Origin of the sequence: Pseudomonas iridis (assembly GCF_017980685.1) — a bacterium.
Taxonomy (GTDB): domain Bacteria; phylum Pseudomonadota; class Gammaproteobacteria; order Pseudomonadales; family Pseudomonadaceae; genus Aquipseudomonas; species Aquipseudomonas iridis.
This window is the reverse complement of sequence record NZ_JACXXO010000007.1, coordinates 126622-146672: the sequence shown is the minus strand read 5'-3', so window position 1 is coordinate 146672 and position 20051 is coordinate 126622. Positions and strand designations below refer to the sequence as shown.

Below are 20051 nucleotides of genomic sequence, written 5' to 3'. Positions count from 1 at the left end.
AGAGACGACTCATGAAAAAGCCTCACACCCGCTTCACTTTCAAGGCGCTCCCCGCCCTGGCTCTGACTGCGCTGTGCGCCGGCCTGTTGCCCGGCGCCGCTCAAGCTGCCACCCCGCCGGCACCCGGAAAAGTGTTCAAAGACTGCAAGGACTGCCCGGAAATGGTGGTGTTGCCGACCGGCAGTTACATCATGGGCACCCCGGACGACGAAGTCGGTCGCGAACCGGACGAAGGCCCACGCCACGAAGTGACCTTCAGCAAACCGTTCGCCATCAGCCGCTTCCAGGTGCTGGTGGGCGAATGGGACGCGTATGTGCGCGAAACCGGCAACAAGCCTTATGACTTCGATGATCGTCCGGGTCGTCGCTGCACGGCCGGCAAACCCGAATTCAAACAGACGGCGCGCGATCCGGCCGTGTGCATGAACGTCGCTGAAGCCCAAGCCTACATCGACTGGCTGTCGAAGAAGACCGGCAACGCTTATCGCCTGCAGAGCGAATCGATCCGCGAATACGCCGCACGTGGTGGCAGCACCGGGCCCTTCCCGTTCCCGTTCGATGAAGGCAACAACTACCAGATCTCCAAACACGCCAACACCTATGGCGCCGCCGACGGCTACAACTTCACCTCACCGGCCGGCACCTTCGCGGCCAACGCGTTTGGCGTTTATGACGCCCACGGCAACGTCTACGAATGGACCGCCGACTGTTATCACAAGGATTATTCCGACGTACCGAGCGACGGTAGCCCATGGACGCAGGAAAATTGCGAGCGCCAGGTCATGCGCGGTAACGACTGGGGCGAAGCGCCGGTTTTCTCCCGTTCCGGCAACCGCAACAGCAGCTGGCCAACCAGCAAGGGCGACTGGCTCGGGTTTCGAGTAGTGCGCGACCTCTGATCCCGCCTCACGCGACCGCAGCCCACCTGCGGTCGTTTAAAGAAAGTCCGTGACCATTCGTTTTCCTTAAGTACCGGCACTCCCTCCGCATCGAAGCAGGAATCCTCCATGACCAAGCCTACGCGTGGGGCGATCAACGAATTGTTCGCCCTGCTCAAGCCCTTCCGCCTGATCGTCTCTGCGTCCATCGTGCTTGGCATGATCGGCGGCCTGAGTGTCACTGTGCTGCTGGCGACCATCAACAATGCCCTGCACTCCGACGACGGCCTGACCCGCACCGTAGTCATGATCTTCGCCGGTCTGTGTGCACTGGCGCTGCTGACGACGATTCTGTCCGACATCGGCACCAACTATGTCGGCCAACACATCATTGCCAAGCTGCGCAAGGAACTGGGGGAAAAAGTGCTGTCGGCGCCGATCGACCAGATCGAACGCTATCGCAGCCATCGCCTGATCCCGGTATTGACTCACGACGTCGACACCATCAGTGACTTTGCCTTCGCCTTTGCGCCGTTGGCGATTTCGATGACAGTCACCCTCGGCTGCCTCGGTTATCTGGCGATGCTGTCGTGGCCGATGTTCCTGATGATGCTGGTGGCCATCGCCATCGGCACGACCATTCAGGCGATTGCCCGGGCCAAGGGCATGCGCGGTTTCTACGCCGCCCGTGATTGCGAAGATGAACTGCAAAAGCACTACAACGCGATTGCCGAGGGTGCCAAGGAACTGCGCATTCATCGTCCACGGCGTCAGCGCATGTTTGTCGCCGGAATTCAGAAAACCGCAGAAAAAATCTGCGACACCCAGATCAAATCGATCAACACCTTCGTCATCGCCAAGTCGTTCGGTTCGATGCTGTTCTTCGTGGTGATCGGCATGGCGCTGGCCCTGCAATCCTTCTGGCCTAGCGGCGATAAAGCGGTGATGAGCGGTTTTGTCCTGGTGCTGCTGTACATGAAGGGGCCGCTGGAACATCTGGTCAGCACCTTGCCGATCATCAGCCGCGCACAAATTGCCTTCCGCCGCATCGCCGAGCTGAGCGAGCAGTTTTCCTCGCCCGAACCGCATCTGTTGCTGGAGGATCAGGGCAAGAAACCCGGCGTCGTCAACAGTCTGGAACTGAACAATGTGCGCTACGCCTTCCCTGCAGTGGAAGGCAGCGAACCGTTCCGTCTGGGGCCAGTCAACCTGCGCATCGAACAGGGTGACATCGTGTTCATTGTCGGCGAAAACGGTTGTGGCAAAACCACGTTGATCAAACTGTTGCTGGGTCTCTATGCACCGACCGAGGGCGAAATCCGCGTCAACGATCAACCGATCACCGCGCTCAACCGCGATGATTACCGGCAGAACTTCACCACCATCTTTGCCGACTATTACCTGTTCGATGATCTGATTCAGGGCGACCGCGAAGTCCCGCAGGACGCCACGCGCTACCTGGAGCGTCTGGAGATTGCGCACAAGGTCAGCGTGCGCGACGGCGCCTTCAGCACCACCGATTTGTCCACCGGCCAACGCAAGCGACTGGCGCTGGTCAACGCCTGGCTCGAAGAGCGTCCGGTGTTGGTGTTCGATGAATGGGCGGCGGATCAGGATCCGACGTTCCGGCGCATTTTCTACACCGAACTGTTACCCGACCTGAAACGTCTGGGCAAAACCATCATCGTGATTTCCCATGATGACCGTTACTTCGACGTTGCCGATCAGCTAGTGCGCATGGAGGCCGGCAAGGTCAAAAGCGAACTGCAAAGTGCTTGATTGAAGAGGCCGTGGCCAGACTGGAAAAAATAATTTTCCGGTTTGCCGCGGCTTCCTCGTCTTAATGAGATGAATAAGAACCATTAACAACTATACCTGCCAAGGTCTTAACCTCATGTCCGCATCCCGTTTCATGCTTCGCCCTCTGACTCGAGCCCTGCTGATGCACGGCGCGACACGCTCCCGACTGGCCAGCACCGGTCTGGGTCTGGCACTGACTGTCGCTGCCGCCCCTTATGTCCAGGCCCAGGAATGGACCCTGAACATTCCGGCCCAGCCATTGGCTCAGGCGCTTCAGGCATTGGGTCAGCAGACCAGCCTGCAAATCATCTACAGCCCGGAAAGTCTGCAAGGTCTGCGTTCCAGCGCGCTCAGCGGCCGGTATCAGGATGACGACTCGCTCAAGGCCATCCTCAAGGGCACTGGCATCAGCTATCAGCGCGACGGCAATACCGTCACGGTATTGGGCCCGGCCACAGGCGATGCAATGGAGCTGGCACCGACCAACGTCAACGCCCAGCACCTGACCGCCACCACCGAAGGCAGCAACTCCTACACCACGGGTGGCGTGACCATCGGCAAGGGTGTGCATTCGCTGAAGGAAACACCGCAGTCGGTCACGGTGATGACCCGCAAGATGCTCGATGACCAGAACCTCAACACCATCGAACAAGTGATGGAAAAGACACCGGGCATCACCGTTTACGACTCGCCAATGGGCGGCAAGTATTTCTACTCCCGCGGTTTCCGCATGACTGGCCAGTACCAGTACGACGGCGTGCCGCTGGACATCGGCAGCAGCTACGTGCAGGCCGATGCCTTCAGTAGCGATATGGCGATCTATGATCGGGTCGAAGTGCTGCGCGGCGCAGCCGGGATGATGAAGGGCGCCGGGGGCACCGCAGGTGGAGTGAACTTCGTGCGTAAACGCGGCCAGGACACCCCGCACACGCAACTGTCGTTATCTGCCGGCACCTGGGACAACTATCGCGGCCAGGTCGATACTGGCGGCCCGCTGAACGACGCCGGCACCATCCGTGGTCGCGCCGTGGTCACTCAACAGACCCGTCAGTATTTCTACGACGTGGGCGAACGAAGGGACCAGATCTACTACGGCGCGCTGGACTTTGACCTGAGCGACTACACCACCCTGGGTCTGGGCATGGCCTATGAAGACGTCGATGCCACGCCGTGCTGGGGCGGCTTGCCGCGTTACGCCGATGGCAGTGACCTGAAGCTCTCTCGCTCCACATGCCTGAACACCGCCTGGAACAACCAGCGGAGCAAGCGGGCCACTTACTTTGGCGACCTGAAGCACGAATTCAACGACAACTGGGCGCTGAAGGTTGCGGGTGTCTACTCGAAAAACACTCAGGACATGGAATACGCCTTCCCGAGCGGTTCGGTACCGGTTGGCGCCACCAGCACCAATACCCTGATGATCGGCAGCACCTTTGACTACGATCAGGTCGACTACGGCCTCGATGCTTATGTGGACGGCAAGTTCGACGCATTCGGCCAAGAGCACGAGCTGGTCGTCGGCGCCAACGCCAGCCGCTCCCACAAGGATGATTTCTACGCCGTGGCACTCCTGCCTCAAACTCAGGATGTGCTGAACCCCAACCACCACCTGCCCCAGCCAGATCAAAGTTACTACCTGGCCAACGCCACCCGGGGAGGTCCGGTGGACATGCGAATCAAGCAATACGGCGCCTACTCCACGGCACGCCTGAAACTGGCCGATCCGCTGACCTTCGTCCTGGGCAGCCGCGTCAGCTGGTACAAGTCCGAAACCGACTCCGTCTCGTACTGGCGCGGCGAAGGCACACCGACCAGTTCCCAGGCCAAGGAAACCGGGCAAGTCACTCCGTTCGCCGCGCTGTTGTTCGACATCAACGACAACCTGACCGTTTACACCAGCTACGCGGATATCTTCACCCCGCAAGGCAACTACAAGACCATTAACGGTTCGACCCTCAAGCCATTGATCGGTCAGAGCTATGAACTGGGGATCAAGGGTGAATGGTTCGACGGTCGCCTGAACAGCTCCTTCAACCTGTTCCGCACCGTTCAGAAAGACGCAGCCCAGGATGACCCGGCCTGCCCGGACAGCACCTGCTCACTGAACTCCGGCAAAGTGCGCGCCCAAGGCTTCGAAGCAGAAGTCAGCGGTGAAGTCATTGACCGCCTGCAATTGCTGGCCGGCTACACCTACACCCAGACCAAGGTGCTGGAAGACGCGGACGCCAGTCTGGACGGTGTGGTGTACAACTCGTACGTGCCGCGCCACCTGCTGCGCGTATGGGGCGACTACGCCCTCAGCGGTCCGCTGGAGCGCGTTACCGTCGGTGCAGGCGTCAACGCCCAAAGCAGCAACTACCGTGTCTCGCCGAGCAGCGGCAACGATATCAGCCAGGCGGGCTATGCGGTCTGGAACGGTCGTGTCGGCTACCGCATCGACGACACCTGGTCCGTGGCACTGAACGGCAACAACCTGTTCGACAAGCGCTATTACGCTACGGTCGGTACCGAAGGCTGGGGTAACTTCTACGGTGAACCGCGCAACTTCGTGATGTCGGTCAAGGCTGACTTCTGATTCTGCAGCGCCAATGAAAACGCCCCGCAATTGCGGGGCGTTTTTTTGCGTACAAGGTAAGAAGCTGCATTCCCACGAAGAGCGCGGGAACGATCAATGTTCAACCCAAATGGCGACTCAACGCCCGACTCAGGCTTTCATACACGCTCAGCACCTCCGGCATGACCGAGACCAGCCTGAGCAAGTCATGGGTCAGGCCCGAACAATGTTCGAGTTCGACACTCCCCCCCTGCGCGCGCAATTTATCGACATAGGCCTGGCCTTCATCGAGCAACGGATCAAACCCGGCCAGCAGCACAATCGCCGGCGCCACACCGCGCAGGTCTTCGGCCAGCAACGGTGAGAAGCGCCAGTCCAGCAGGTCTTCGGGGCTGCGGGCGTAGTGCTGGTAAAACCAGTCCAGCGTATCGTTCTCCAGCAAATACCCTTCACTGAACAACAAGCGCGAATCGTGAGTGCGCGAGGCATCAGTGACCGGATAACACAGCAGTTGCACCTTGGGGACGATGGCCACAGTCCGTGGCTGAACCACCGCTTGCAAGGCCAGCACCGTCGCCAATGTGCCGCCGGCGCTATCACCACCGAACGCGACTCGACCGGCATCCAGTCCCAAGGCCAGCGCCTGCTCCGCCAGCCAGGACAAAGCGTCTTCACCGTCCTCCAGCGCTGTCGGGAAGCGGTGCTCCGGCGCCAGTCGATAGCCTACCGACAACACCGCGCACGGCGTACGCCGGCAGAATTCGCGGCAGACTCCGTCATGGGAATCCAGGCTGCCCACGACAAAACCACCGCCATGGAAATACACCATTACCGGCATCAGTGCCGTCGCTGCGCTCGGGCGATATAAACGCAACGCCAGCGGCGCACCGTCCCGCGCCGTGGTGTTGACCTCCAGCACGTCAATATCCTGAGGAGCATTCCAGCGCAATTGCGCCGTGGTTTGTTCGAAGATCGCCCGGGCCTCTGCCGGGGTCAGTTGATGCAACGCCGGCTGGCCTGCGTCCTGGCCGTCTTGCGCCAGGTCGAGGAACGCTTCCAGATCAGGGTGTAACGACATCGAAAAAATCCTTATGTCTGTAAAAAAGGGACGCGCCTGAGCAACGCCCCCAGCAATGATTAAAACCCCGGTTCTCAGCCCACCCGCGCCATGCAATGCTCGATCAACGCCTCAAGCTCGCGCTGATAATCCTGCATGAACGACTCCATGGTGCTGGCCCGATAACGCTGGGTGCTGTAGATGCAACGCAGCGCCAACTGACCGTCGTACACCTGGCCGACAACCTCCAGCCAGTTGCCCAGATTGGCCTGCAGACTATAGTTGTCGCCGGTTTCTTCCAGCGCCGGCACCAGCAAGGCTTGCTCGTCGAAGCTCTGGTCGAACTGCCCCAGATAGTTGAACGTCACCCGTGCCTGCGGCAGGTCGGCCAATTGGCGGGCCAGTTGCGGGCCGGCCAAGTGACGCAACACGCCGTAGCCGATGCCCTTCTGCGGGATGGCCGCCAACTGCGCCTGCACGTTGATGATCGACGCACCGATGTCCGCGCTGTCGGGAGTGAGCCGGACCGGGAACATGCTGGTGAACCAGCCCAAACTGCGGCTCAGATCGATATTCTCGAACAGGTCCTCGCGGCCGTGCCCTTCCAGCAGAATCAGCGCCGATGGCTGTTCGCTCCAGCGACACAATGCCCGACTCAGGGCCGACAGCAGCAGATCGTTGATCTGCGTGCGATAGACCGCCGGCGCCTGTTTGAGCAATTGCCCGGTGTGCTCGCGGGACAACTTGAATCGCGCCTGAGCCTGGTGACGCACCTGATTCTTGCCGCGACGGTTGTCGCATGGCAGGTCGATACCCGGCTGATCCAATTGCTCCAGCCAGTAACCCAATTCCTGCTCGGCAATGATCGGCGCCTGCGCCTGCAGGGCTTCGGCAAATGCGCGATAGCTGCTGGTACGGATCGGCAATTGCGGTTCGATGCCGATCACGCAAGCCTCGTAGGCGACCTTCAAGTCGTCGAGCAAAATCCGCCACGACACGGTGTCGACCACCAGATGGTGGATAACCATCAACAGCCGCGCCTGGCCGTCCGGCAAAGCGATGTGCACCACACGCCAAGCCGGTCCATCATCGAGTTTGAGGCTGCGCTGAGTCAGGTTCGCCAAGGCCTCGACCTGCTCGCTGCTCTCGACTTCACGGCGCCACAGCAACGTCTCGCGGCGCTCGGTTGGTGCGGCATAGCGCTGCAACCAGCGCCCGCCTTCCTGACAGAAGCGCAGGCGCAAGGTGTCGTGATGGTTTTCGATCCAGCCCAGCGCCTGTTCCAGGGCATCCAGATCCAGAGTCTGACGCGCACTCAGCAAAAACGACTGGTTGTAGTGATGAGACTCGGCCATGCGTTCGGCAAAGAACCACTCCTGAATCGGCAGCAGATTGAACAACCCTTCACTGGCCACATGGGTGAGGTCCACCGACGGTTGCGCGGTGGCGGCTTTCACCACGTCCTGCTCGACGATGCCAGCAATGGTCTGATAACGCATCAGATCGCGCAGCTTGAGGTCCATCTGCAGGGTCGGGTGGTTCCTGACCCGGGAAATCACTTGCAGACTCAGGATCGAGTCGCCGCCCAGTTCGAAGAAGTTGTCGCTGATACCGACCGGCTCCACCTGCAACACCTGCGACCAGATCTGCGCCAGTAATTCTTCCTGCTGATTGCGCGGGGCGACGTATTCCTCGCTTTTGAATTCCGGCTCGGGCAATGCCTTGCGGTCGAGCTTGCCATTGGGGGTGATCGGGAAGGCACTGAGGCAAACGATCTGCGCCGGCACCATGTATTCCGGCAAGGTGCTGCGCAGACCGGCCTTGAGTTCTTCACCCAGTTGCTGGCCGGCGTCGGTGACCACATAACCGATCAGTTGCTTGCCAGAGACACTGTCCCGGGCGATCACCAACGCGTCGTTGACCTGCGCCAGTTGCCGCAGGCTGGCCTCGACTTCACCGAGCTCGATACGGAACCCGCGCACTTTGACCTGATGGTCGATACGACCGACGTAATCGACCACGCCGTCCTGGCGCAAACGCACCAGATCGCCGGTGCGGTACAGCCGCTCGCCGCTGGCAAACGGATTGGGCACGAAGCGTTCGCAGGTCAGGTCTGGCCGGCCATGATAACCACGGGCAACCCCGTAGCCACCGATGTACAACTCGCCGGCAAAACCTGGCGGCAGCGGATTCAGTTCTTCATCCAGCACATACAGCGAACGCGCACCCACTGCCCGGCCGATCGGCGCATAGGCTGCTTCACACTGTTGGCTCACCGGCACTTTCCACAGCATCGGCGTGACCACGGTTTCCGTCGGCCCGTAGCCGTTGGTGAAGTACTCGGGACGCAGCGCCGCCTTGACCTGTTCGAAAGTCTGGTCCGGCACCGCATCGCCGCCGAAGCAATAGATGCGCACCGGTGGCGGTGCAATTGCGCTGGCGGCGGCGTACTCGGCCAGTTGCTTGAGGTAAGCCGGCGGGAAGCAGGCGATGGTCACGCCGTACTCGTGCAACGCCTGATAGGTCTGCTCCGGAGTCCACAGGCAACCGTCGCGTACCACCAACCGGCCGCCGCTGTACAGCGTACTCAACCAGCGCTCATGAGCACCGTCGAAGGCGAACGACATGAAGTGCAGCTCGCAACTGCGGCTGTCCATTTCATACAGTTTGGCGATGGCCTGACAGTGCATGCTCAGTGGTCCCTGAGTAACCGCCACGCCTTTTGGTCGTCCGGTGGAACCCGAGGTGTAAACCAGATAGGCCAGCCCTTGCTCCAGCACGCGACGCACCGGCGCATCATCGCCATAGCGGGATTCGTCGAGGTGATCCAGCTCAAGGCGCAACAGGCCCTCGGGCGCCGGCAACGTCGCCCGCAGGCTGCTCTGGGTCAGCAGCAACGCCATACCGGAATCTTCGATCATGTATGCCAGACGCTCTGGCGGGTAATCGATGTCGAGCGGCACATACGCTGCGCCGCTTTTGAGCACGGCGAGGAAGCTGACGACCATTTCCAGTGAGCGCGGCAGTGCCACGCCGATCACTACTTCCGGCCCCGCGCCATGCTCGATCAAGCAATGGGCCAGACGGTTGGCCCGTCGTTCCAGCTCGCCGTAGCTCAGGCTCAGCCCGGCGCATTGCACCGCAATGGCCTCGGGCTGACTCAGTGCGTGTCGGCTGATCAGCTCCGGCAACAGCTGCGATTGGTGCTCCGCCGCCGGTTCGGCGCTCCAGGTTTGCATCGCCTGCCATTGTTCAAGCGACAGACGCTGCAGGTTACCCAGGCGTTCGTAAGGCGCGCGCATCATCGCCTCAAGGGTGTTTTCCAGGGTCAGGCGAATGCCTTCCACCGCCTCGGCACTGAAGTGGCTGCGCAGGTACAGGTATTCAATCGACAGTTCGTCGCCGAGCATCACCGCCAGGTCCATCGGCACGTTCGTCACGTCATGTCCGATGGATTTGCCGAAGCTCAGGCCGGTATCGTTGTCTTCTTGCAGGCGATCATCGATCGGGTAGTTCTCGAACACGATGATGCTGTCGAACAGCGCCTGCCCGCCCAGGCCGGACCAGCGTTGCACGTCTGCCAGCGGAACCTGGGAATGGTCGCGTATATCCAGGTTGTAGGCCTGGATCCGGTTCAGCCAGTCTGCCAGAGGCTGATCCGGTTCCAGCGTCTGAATGATCGGCAAGGTGTTGATGAACAGACCCAGCATGTTGCCGACATTGGGCAAACTCTCGGGACGCCCGGACACCGTGGCACCAAAGGTCACGGTGTTTTTCCCGGTGTAGCGCTGCAACAGCAGCAACCATGCGCCCTGGATCAGCGTGTTCGGCGTAATCCGCAGATCGCGACAGAACTGAAGCAGACGACCGGTCTGTTGCATGTCCCAACGCGAGTAAATGGCGTTGTGGCCGGGTTCATCGGACACATGCCGTGGATGGATGGCCTGGCTCAACGCCGTCGCCTCGTTAACCGGGGCCAGCCGGGCTTTCCAGAACAGCTCCCGGGCGGCTTGGTCCTGGGCTTGCAACCAGGCGATAAAGTCGCGGTAGCGACCATTCTCAGCGCTGATTTCACCCTTGGCGTAGTGCTGGATCACCTCACCAAACAGCCGCGAGCTGCTCCAGCCGTCCATCAGGATATGGTGACTGGTCCAGACCATCTGATACTGATCTTCTGTGCTGCGAATCAACAACACTCGCTGCAGTGGCGCATGGGTCAGCTCGAAGCCTCGCGCACGGTCCTCGGCGGCCCGCGCGGCAATGTCCGCCTCGCTGGCGTCACGATCGCGCCAGTCGAGCACCTGCAAATCGAGCGCCGCCTGACGCTGGACAACTTGCAGCGGTTTGGCCAAGCCATCGTGCCAATGGAAGCTGGTGCGCAGGATGGCCTGACGCTCGATGACCGCCTCCCAGGCCTTGCGAAAACGCTCAACATCCAGACCGCCCACCGGCAAACTGATCTGATTGACGTACAGGCTCGAACCATTGTCCGACAAGGTATGGAACAGCATGCCCTCTTGCATCGGCGACAGCGGATAAATGTCTTCGATCCGGGACGGGGCTATCGGCAAGGCGTCCAGTCGGGCCTGATCCAGCTGCGCCAGCGGGAAGTCCGAAGGCGTGACGCCGTGACTGTCCGATTGGCAGCAATGCTCGATCAGCAGCTCCAGCTCCCGGGCGTACTCCTCGGCCAGGTGTCCGATGGTCGAGACGTTGAACATCTGCGTGCTGAATGACCAGCCGACACTCAACTCGCCGCCGTACACTTGGCCATTGAGCGTCAGCCAATTCCCCAGCAGCGCATCGTTACTGTGTTCTGCGCCCTTGACCTCATCGACCGGCACAAACAAGGCACCGCTCTGGCTATCGAAGCTACCGTCAAACTGCCCCAGGTAGTTGAAGGTGATACGCGGTGTCGGCAGGGTCCGCAGCGATGCCTGGCAAGCCTCGTCACCCAGATAACGCAGCACACCGTAACCAATGCCACGATCCGGAATCGCGCGCAGTTGCTCCTTGATTTGCTTGATCGAGCCGGCGAGCTCCTGAGTCGGGGTCAATTTGACCGGGAACAGGCTGGTGAACCAGCCGACTGTGCGGGTCAGATCGAGTCCGTCGAACAAATCTTCACGACCATGGCCTTCGAGCTGAATCAGCACCGACGACTGTTCGCTCCAGCGGGCGATCACCCGTGCCAGCGCCGTCAGCAACAGATCGTTGACCTGTGTGCGGTAAGCCGCCGGGGTTTGTTGCAGCAGTCGTCGGGTCAAGGTTGCGTTCAGGCGACTGTAAAGCGTCAAGGCATGGCGGCTTTGCAGGCTGCCCTGAGGGTTATCTTGCGGTAGCGGCGCGCCGTCCGAGCGCTGCGCCTGCCAGTAAGGCAGTTGCCCAAGCAGCGATTCACTGCGGGCGTGACGTTCTAATTGCTCCGCCCAATGCTTGAAGGACGTGGTCTTGGCCGCCAATGCCAACGATTCGCCGGCCAGTAACTGACGGTAGCTGCCCTGCAAGTCCTCCAGCAGAATCCGCCAAGACACACCGTCGACCACCAAGTGATGAACGATCAACAACAAGCGCTGTTCGCCCTCAGGCAAATCGAACAACACCGCGCGCAACAACGGGCCTTGTTGCAGATCCAGACTGCGCTGGGCTTGTTCGGCGACGCGTTCCAGGTGGGCGGCATCGCTGACCGTTTCCTGCCACAACGGTGACAGGCGCTGTTGTTCCACGTTTCGATAGCTCGCCGACCAGCTGCATGGCGTTTGTGTAAAGCCCAGGCGCAGGCCGTCGTGATGATCGATCAGCGCGTGCAAGGCCTGTTCAAGCGTCTCGGCCACCAGAGGGTTTAACGGTTTGAGCAGCACCGACTGATTCCAGTGATGGCGTTGCGGCAAGGGCTGTTCGAAGAACCATTGCTGAATTGGCAGCAATGGTGTCTCACCTGTCACCGGGCCTTGATCGATTGGCGTCAGGGCTTTGCCGAGCTGCGCGACAGTGGCCAGCCCCTGGACGGTCTGCTGCTGGAACAGATCCTTGGGTGTAAAGCTGATTCCCTGCTGACGCGCCCGGCTCACCACCTGAATGGAGATAATCGAATCGCCGCCCAGGGTGAAGAAGTTGTCGGTCAAGCCGACCCGTTCGAGTTTCAGAATGTTCTGCCAGATCCCGGCAATCTGCTGTTCCAGCGCGGTGCGCGGGGCCACATAATCGCGCTGCGACTGACTGGCATCGGGTGCCGGCAGCGCGTTTCGATCGAGTTTGCCATTCGGCGTCAACGGCAGTTGTTCAAGGAACAACCACTGCGCAGGCACCATGTAGTCCGGCAGATGCGCCTTGAGGGCGGTCTGTAGCGCTCCACTCAAGTCGTCCTGTTCTTTGAGACTGAGGCCGCTATCACTTGGCACCACATACGCCACCAGTTGCTGACCACTGTGGCCATCCACCGCCAACACCACACCGTCACGCACGCTGTTATGGGCAAGTAACCGCGCTTCTATTTCGCCCAGTTCGATACGGAACCCGCGCACTTTGACCTGATGGTCGATGCGCCCGACGTACTCGATGCGGCCATCTTCAGCGAAACGGGTCAGGTCGCCAGTGCGGTACATGCGCTCGCCGGTGGTCGACAATGGATTGGGTACAAAGCGTTCGGCGGTCAGACCCGGACGGAACAGATAGCCGCGAGTAATGCCGTCACCGGCCAGATACAGTTCCGCGGCGACACCGACCGGGGCCTCGTGCAATTGCCCATCGAGCAGATAGGCCGTGGTGTTGACCAACGGCCGGCCAATATTCGCCTCGCCACCGGCTTCGCGGCGGGTCCAGGTCGAATAGGTGGTGTCTTCCGAAGGGCCGTACAGATCGTAGACATGCTCTACCGCCGTCTCGCGGTAGAGCGTATCAACCAGCGTCTGCTTGAGCGGCTCACCTGCCAGGTTGATGATGCGCACACCCAGCGGAATTTGCCCGGTGCGTTGCAACGCGGCAATGGCCGACGGCACGGTGTTGATCAGGCGCACCTGATCGCGCTCCGGCAAGTCCGGTAGCTCTAGCGCATTACGCGCCATGACAATCGAACCGCCACGCGCGAGGGTGACGAAAATCTCCCACACCGACAGGTCGAAACACACCGACGTCGAGGCCAGTACACCTTGCAGATCGTCTTCGCTGTAGACATCGGCGGACCAGTGAATCAGCGCCTGCACATTGCGATGAGCGATGGCAACGCCTTTCGGTTTGCCGGTGGAACCGGAGGTGTAGATCACGTACGCCAGATTGGCGGAGTCGCCCTGCGCTGGCAGATTGTCCGAAGACAACTCGGCAAACGCCTGACCACCCGCCTCGACCAGCACCACCTGCGCATCGGTCTGCGGCAGTTGCGCCAGCAGCGACTGCTGCGTCAGCAAGACCTTCGCCTGACTGTCGTCGAGCATGTAGGCCACGCGATCAGCCGGATAATCCGGGTCCAGCGGCACATAGGTGCCACCGGCCTTGAGCACCGCCATCAAGGCGATTACCAGCTCCGCCGAACGCGGCATCGCCACGCCCACGCGGAGTTCGGGGCCGACCCCGAGCACCTGCAGATGACGGGCCAACTGGTTAGCGCGCTGGTTGAGTTCGGCGTAGCTCAGGGCCACGCCGGCGTGACTCAGGGCCTGTGCGTGCGGATGCATTTGCACGCGGGCTTCGAAGCTTTGCGGGATCAGACGTTCAGCCGGATAGGTGGCGTGATTGTCGTTCCACTGCGCCAGTGTCTGGCGTTCAGCGACCGACAGCAGGCCGATCTCGCCCAACAGCCGTTGCGGCGCCTCAAGGAACTGACGCAGCACTTCTTGCATATGCGCCGCCAGCCCCTGCACGCTGCGCTCGGCAAAGTGTTCGGTGAGGTAATTGAAGTCCAGATTCAACACGTCGCTGGCCCCGGCGATCAGGGTCAGACCGTAGTTGGTTTGCTCGCGGTGCTCTAAACCTGCGAAACGCAGGCCACCGGGGTTGGCTTCCAGCGCTTCGGACACCGGATAGTTTTCAAACACCAGCAAGGTGTCGAACAGCGCTTCGCCGCTCAGTTGCGCCAGACGCTGGATGTCCTGCAACGGCGTCTGCTCGAAGTCACGCAGCAACAGGTTCTTGTCCTGCACGCTGCGCACCCAGTCGCCGACGCTGACCGTGGCCTGCGGGCTGGCGATCACTGGCAAGGTGTTGATGAAAAGACCCAGTTGCTGCTCGATGCCCGGCAGATCCACCGGGCGCCCGGACACCGTTGCGCCAAACGCTACGGTGGCCTGGCCGGTGTAGCGTTGCAGCACCAGCAACCACGCCGCTTGCACCAGGCTGTTGAGGGTCACTTGCTGCTGACGGGAGAAACTGTTCAGGCGCTGAGTAAAGACTTCGTCGAAATGCAGACGATGCATTTGCTTGCCCGGCCCCGGCACGGTACGCCCATGGCAGGCCGAGGCCAAACGGGTCGGCTCGTCCAGTTCAGCCAGTTGCCCGCGCCAGAAATCCTCTGCGCCGGCCTTGTCCTGACCTTGCAGCCAGACCAGGAAGTCGCGGTAACGACCCTGTGCACTCGGCACCGGGTGACCGGCGTAATCCTGCAATACCTCGCCGAACATCCGCGAGTTGCTCCAGCCATCCATGAGGATGTGGTGGCAAGTGAAAATCAGACGATGACGATCATCGGCAGTACGTAGCAGGCACAGGCGCAACAGAGGCGGGTTCTGCAGATCGAAACCGCGCTCACGGTCGGCCTGCGCCCGCGCTTCGAGCACGGCCGGCAGATCCGTCACACCGCGCACATCGACTTCCGGCATTTCCAGGGTCAACTGCCGGTTGATCACTTGCAGCGGCGCATCGAGGCCGTCGCGCCCCCAGATGAAACCGGCGCGCAACACTTCATGGCGATCCACCACGCGCTGCCAGGCTTGCTGGAAGCGCGCCACGTCGAGGCCGTCGATGTCCAGCAGCATCTGATAGACATAGGCGCTGGCATCGGCGTCGTACAGGCTGTGGAACAGAATGCCCTGCTGCATTGGCGCCAGCGGATAAATATCCTCGATGCGCTGGGCAGCGATCGGCAGGCTGTCCAGATGCGCTTGGGACAACCCCGCCAGTGGCACGTCGGACGGCGTCAAACCACCGCTCGGGTGGCTCAGGCAATGGTCGATCAACTCGCCCAGCGCCACTTCATACGCGCGGGCCAGCGCGTTGATGGTTGCCTCTTCAAAAACATCGCTGCTGTAGGTCCAGGTCAGGCTCAGTTGACCCTGATAGACCCGGCCGTCGATGGTCAGCCAGTTGGCCATCGGCGCGTTTTCGTCCTGGCCGGCGCCCTTGTCTTCGGTGGCCGGCACCCACAGGGCGTCCGCGTCGAAGTTGTTGTCGAACTGGCCGAGGTAGTTGAACGTCACCTTCGGTTGCGCCAATGGGTTCAGGGAAGCTTGCGCCTCGGGGCTGCCCAAGTGACGGAGCAAGCCATAGCCGATGCCTTTATTGGGGATCGCGCGCAGTTGCTCCTTGATGCCCTTGATCGACGCTTCGAGATTGACCTCGGGGCTCAGGCGCACCGGGAACATGCTGGTGAACCAACCCACCGTGCGGCTCAGGTCGACGTCGTCGAACAGGTCTTCACGACCGTGACCCTCAAGCTGCACCAGTGCGCTGTCGGTGTGGGTCCACTGGCACAAGACCCGGGCGAACGCGGTCAGCAACAAGTCGTTGACCTGGGTGCGATAAACCGCTGGCGCCTGTTGCAGCAACTGACGGGTGCGTTCGGCGTCCAGACGCGTATCGACACTGCGTTCGAAACGGTTGCTCAACTGGCCCTGCGGGTTGTCCAGCGGCAGTTCGACCGACACATCGCGCAGCTGCCCGCACCAGTAATCCAGTTCGCTTTCCAGTTCAGCGCTGCGGGCATGCTCCTGCAGACGCTTGCCCCACTCCTTGAACGCGCTGGTCTTGGCCGGCAGACGCACGGCTTGCTCGGTGCTCAGTTGTTGATACGCGGTTTGCAGATCTTCCAGCAGGATCCGCCACGACACACCATCGACCACCAGGTGATGGATCACCAGCAGCAAGCGCTGGCTGGCGTCCGGCAAATCGACCAGTGCCGCGCGAATCAGCGGGCCATCGAGCAAATCGAGGCTGCGTTGCAAGTCCAGGCACAAGGCCGGCAATGCCGCGCTGTCGTCCAGCGTAAAGGTGCGCAGCAACGCTTGCGCTTGCTCCGCAGGCGCATGGCTCTGTTGCCAGCCATCGCTGGATTGGCGATAACGCAGGCGCAGGGCGTCATGGTGCCGATGCAGATGCTGCAACGCCTGCGCAAGCGGTGCCGCTTGCAGCGCGGTGGCCGGGGTCAGCAGGATCGACTGGTTCCAGTGATGCCGCGCCGGGATGTCGCTGTTGAAGAAGTAATGCTGGATCGGTGTCAGCAGCGCGTCGCCGAGCACATCGCCCTGCTGGGTCTGCACCGTATCGCTTTGTTGCGCGACGGTGGCCAGACGCTGAACGGTCTGGTGCTGGAAGATGTCCTTGGGGGTGAAGCGAATGCCCGCCTGACGGGCGCGGCTGACCACCTGAATCGAAATGATCGAGTCGCCGCCCAGCTCAAAGAAGTTGTCGTTGAGGCCGACCCGCTCGACCTTCAACACGTCCTGCCAGATCTCGGCCAGACGCTGTTCCAGTTCGTTGCGCGGTGCCGCGTACGCTTCCTGCACCTGGGCGACGTCGGGCTGTGGCAGTTGCTTGCGATCGAGTTTGCCATTGGCCGTCAGCGGCAGACGTTCAAGGAACGCCCAACTGACCGGAACCATGTAATCCGGCAGGGATTGGCGCAGGTGAACCTTGATCGATTCGCGCAGCGCGCCCTGCCCTTCGGCGTCCAGCGTCTCATTGGCGACAATCCAGGTCGCCAGTTGCTGACCGCTGAGGCCATCGACCGCCAGCACCACCGCCTCGCGCACTTCGGGGTGCTTGAGCAGTTGCGCTTCGATTTCCCCGAGTTCGATACGAAAGCCGCGGATCTTCACCTGATGGTCGATACGGCCGATGTATTCGATCACACCGTCGCCGCGCAACCGCGCGAGGTCACCGGTGCGATACAGACGCTCTCCCGCCTGCGGATTGAACGGATCCGGCACGAACCGCGTAGCAGTCATTCCCGCCTGATTCAGGTAACCACGGGCCAGACCGGCGCCGGCAATGTACAACTCGCCGATGCAGCCTTGCGGCACCAGGTTCAGCGAGTTGTCGAGCAAGTACCACGACAGGTCGACAATCGGTTCGCCGATCGGGCTGCTGTGGCTATGCTGCAAGTCGGCCAGCGACAACGGCCGGTAAGTCACGTGCACGGTGGTTTCGGTGATGCCGTACATGTTGATCAGCGAGGGGGCACAGTCGCCGAAACGCTCGAACCACGGACGCAGGCTCTGCACTTCCAGCGCCTCGCCACCGAACACCACATAACGCAGCGCGTTATCGCGTGTCGACTCGCTGGCCACCTGCATCAACGGCTTGAACGCCGACGGCGTCTGGTTCAGGACGGTGACATTTTCGTCGCACAGCAGGGTGTAGAAATCCTCCGGGGAGCGGCTGACGTCATGGGGCACCACCACCAGTTTGCCGCCATAGAGCAGCGCACCGAAGATCTCCCACACCGAGAAATCGAAGGCGTAGGAATGGAACAGTGTCCAGCTGTCCTGTGGACCGAAATCGAACCAGTGTTCGGTGGCGCTGAACAGGCGCATGACGTTGCTGTGCGGCAGCAGCGCGCCCTTCGGTTTGCCGGTGGAGCCTGAGGTGTAAATGACGTAGGCCAGATTATCCGGCGTAGTCAGGCACACCGGGTTGGTGTCGTTGCCATGTTCTGGCGTTTGATTCAGATCGAGGCACGCCAGCCCCTGCGGAACCGGCAGTTGCGCCAGCAGATGCTCTTGGGTCAGCAGCAGCTCGATGCCGCTGTCTTCGATCATGTGGCTCAGGCGATCATCCGGATAACCCGGGTCCAGCGGCACATAGGCGCCTCCGGCCTTGAGCACCGCGAGGATGGCGACGATCATGTCCAGCGAACGCTCAACGGCGACACCGACGCGCACGTCCGGGCCGACGCCACGCTCGATCAGCACATGCGCCCACTGGTTGGCGCGGCGATTGAGTTCTGCGTAGGTCAGGCGTTGCCCGTCGCAGGTTACGGCCACCGCATCGGGATGACGCTCGGCCTGGGCTTCGATGGTTTGGTGAATGCATTGCTCGACCGTTTGCTCGACCAACGCCGGGTTCCACTGTGCGAGCAATTGTTGCTGCTGGCTGCCATCGAGCATCGACAACTGGCCGATGCGCTGCGTCGGGTCGGCGACGATGGCCTGCAACAGTGCGGTCCAGTGTTGCGCCAGACGCTCGATGGTTGCCGCGTCGAACAGATCGGTGGCGTACTTGAGCACGGCTTCGATGCCATGCGCCTGTTCGGTGGTGTTGAGGGTCAGGTCGAATTGCGCGGTCTGACTCTGCCATTCCAGTGGCTCGATGCTCAGGCCGTTCAGACGCGTCTCGACGCTCGCGCGGCGTTCGGCCTGGTGGTTGAACATCACCTGGAACAAAGGACTGTGGCTCAAGCTGCGGCCCGGCTCCAGCGCTTCGACCAGTTGCTCGAACGGCAAGTCCTGATGGGCTTGCGCTTGCTGCGCGGTTTGCTTGACCTGACGCAGCAGATCGACAAACGGCAGTTGCCCGTCGATGTCGGCCTTGAGCACCTGAGTGTTGACGAAGAAGCCGATCAGACGCTCGATTTCCACGCGCCCACGGTTGGCCACCGGCACACCGACACGAATGTCGGGCTGCCCGCTGTAACGGTGCAACAAAGCCTGGAACGAGGCCAGCAGCAAGACGAACAGCGTGACGTTTTCCTTGCGCGCAAAGGCCTTGAGCGCGTTGCTCAGCGTCGGGTCGAGAATCAGGTTATGGCTGGCGCCGGCGAAGCTTTGCTCGATGGAGCGCGGACGATCCATCGGCAGTTCCAGCACCGGTTGCTCGCCGCCCAGCTTCTCCTGCCAGTACGCCAGTTGCCGCTCCTGCTCACCGGCCTCCATCCACTGCCGCTGCCACAAAGCGTAGTCGGCGTATTGAATCGGCAAGGCCGGCAGACCGGCGTCGTGACCGAGATTGAAGCCAGCGTAAAGCTGCACCAGCTCTTCGATCATCACTTGCAGCGACCAGCCATCGGACACGATGTGGTGCAGGGTCAGCACCAGTACATGATCATGCGGGGTGACTTGCAGCAAGGCCGCGCGCAACAGCGGGCCGTGCTCCAGGTCGAAAGTTTTCTGGCTCTGGGTCTGCACGAACGCCTGAATTGAAGCCTCAGGGTCGTTCGCCAGCGCAGCGCTCAGTTGATGGATCTCCAGTGCAAAGGGTCCTGCGGGCAGGACCACTTGCAAGGGTTGCCCGGTTTCCTGAGTGAACACCGTGCGCAAGGTTTCGTGTCGTTCGATCAGCGCCTGGACGCTGCGCTCCAGCGCAGTCACATCCAGCGGCCCCTGCAAACGCAGGGCCGTCGGAATGTTGTAGGCCGCGCTGTGCGGCGCCCACTGCCAGAGAAACCACTGGCGCTGCTGAGCGTAGGACAGCAACAGCGGCTCTTCAGCCGTGCGCTTGAAAACCGGAGCAATGTCAAAGAGGTTGACGCCTTTCTGCTTGAGCAGAACCGCCAGAGCCTTTCTTTGCTTAGCCGAAAGTTGTCCTACCGACTCGATTAACTCTTGCACGCGTTTTT

Annotated in this window: 5 protein-coding genes; 3 read left to right on the top strand and 2 right to left on the bottom strand. The window is 61.2% G+C overall.

Features of this window, described 5'->3' with window-relative positions; translation table 11 throughout:
- The first annotated feature begins 11 nt into the window (after nucleotides 1–11).
- The 3 genes from pvdO (at nucleotide 12) to IEQ42_RS13875 (ending at nucleotide 5253) form a co-directional block, all read left to right on the top strand.
- On the top strand, nucleotides 12–899 hold the full coding sequence (pvdO, locus tag IEQ42_RS13885) for a dihydropyoverdine dehydrogenase (RefSeq protein WP_210703891.1): 888 nt from the start codon (nucleotides 12–14) through the stop codon (nucleotides 897–899).
- Between the two features lie 108 nt (nucleotides 900–1007).
- Nucleotides 1008–2657 carry a cyclic peptide export ABC transporter gene (locus tag IEQ42_RS13880; RefSeq protein ID WP_210703890.1) on the top strand — a complete coding sequence of 550 codons (1650 nt, stop codon included), beginning with the start codon at nucleotides 1008–1010 and terminating at the stop codon, nucleotides 2655–2657.
- Nucleotides 2658–2772: 115 nt separating this feature from the next.
- Nucleotides 2773–5253 (top strand): TonB-dependent siderophore receptor, encoded by a 2481-nt coding sequence (locus IEQ42_RS13875; protein WP_210703889.1) that lies wholly within the window; start codon nucleotides 2773–2775, stop codon nucleotides 5251–5253.
- Nucleotides 5254–5353: 100 nt separating this feature from the next.
- On the opposite strand, the gene IEQ42_RS13870 is transcribed toward IEQ42_RS13875, so the two are convergent.
- Both IEQ42_RS13870 and IEQ42_RS13865 read right to left on the bottom strand, forming a co-directional pair.
- Nucleotides 5354–6310 carry an alpha/beta hydrolase gene (locus IEQ42_RS13870; protein WP_210703888.1) on the bottom strand — a complete coding sequence of 319 codons (957 nt, stop codon included), beginning with the start codon at nucleotides 6308–6310 and terminating at the stop codon, nucleotides 5354–5356.
- Between the two features lie 74 nt (nucleotides 6311–6384).
- A complete protein-coding gene (locus IEQ42_RS13865; protein ID WP_210703887.1) occupies nucleotides 6385–20043 on the bottom strand; it encodes a non-ribosomal peptide synthase/polyketide synthase in 13659 nt (4552 codons plus the stop codon).
- Between the last annotated feature and the right edge of the window lie 8 nt (nucleotides 20044–20051).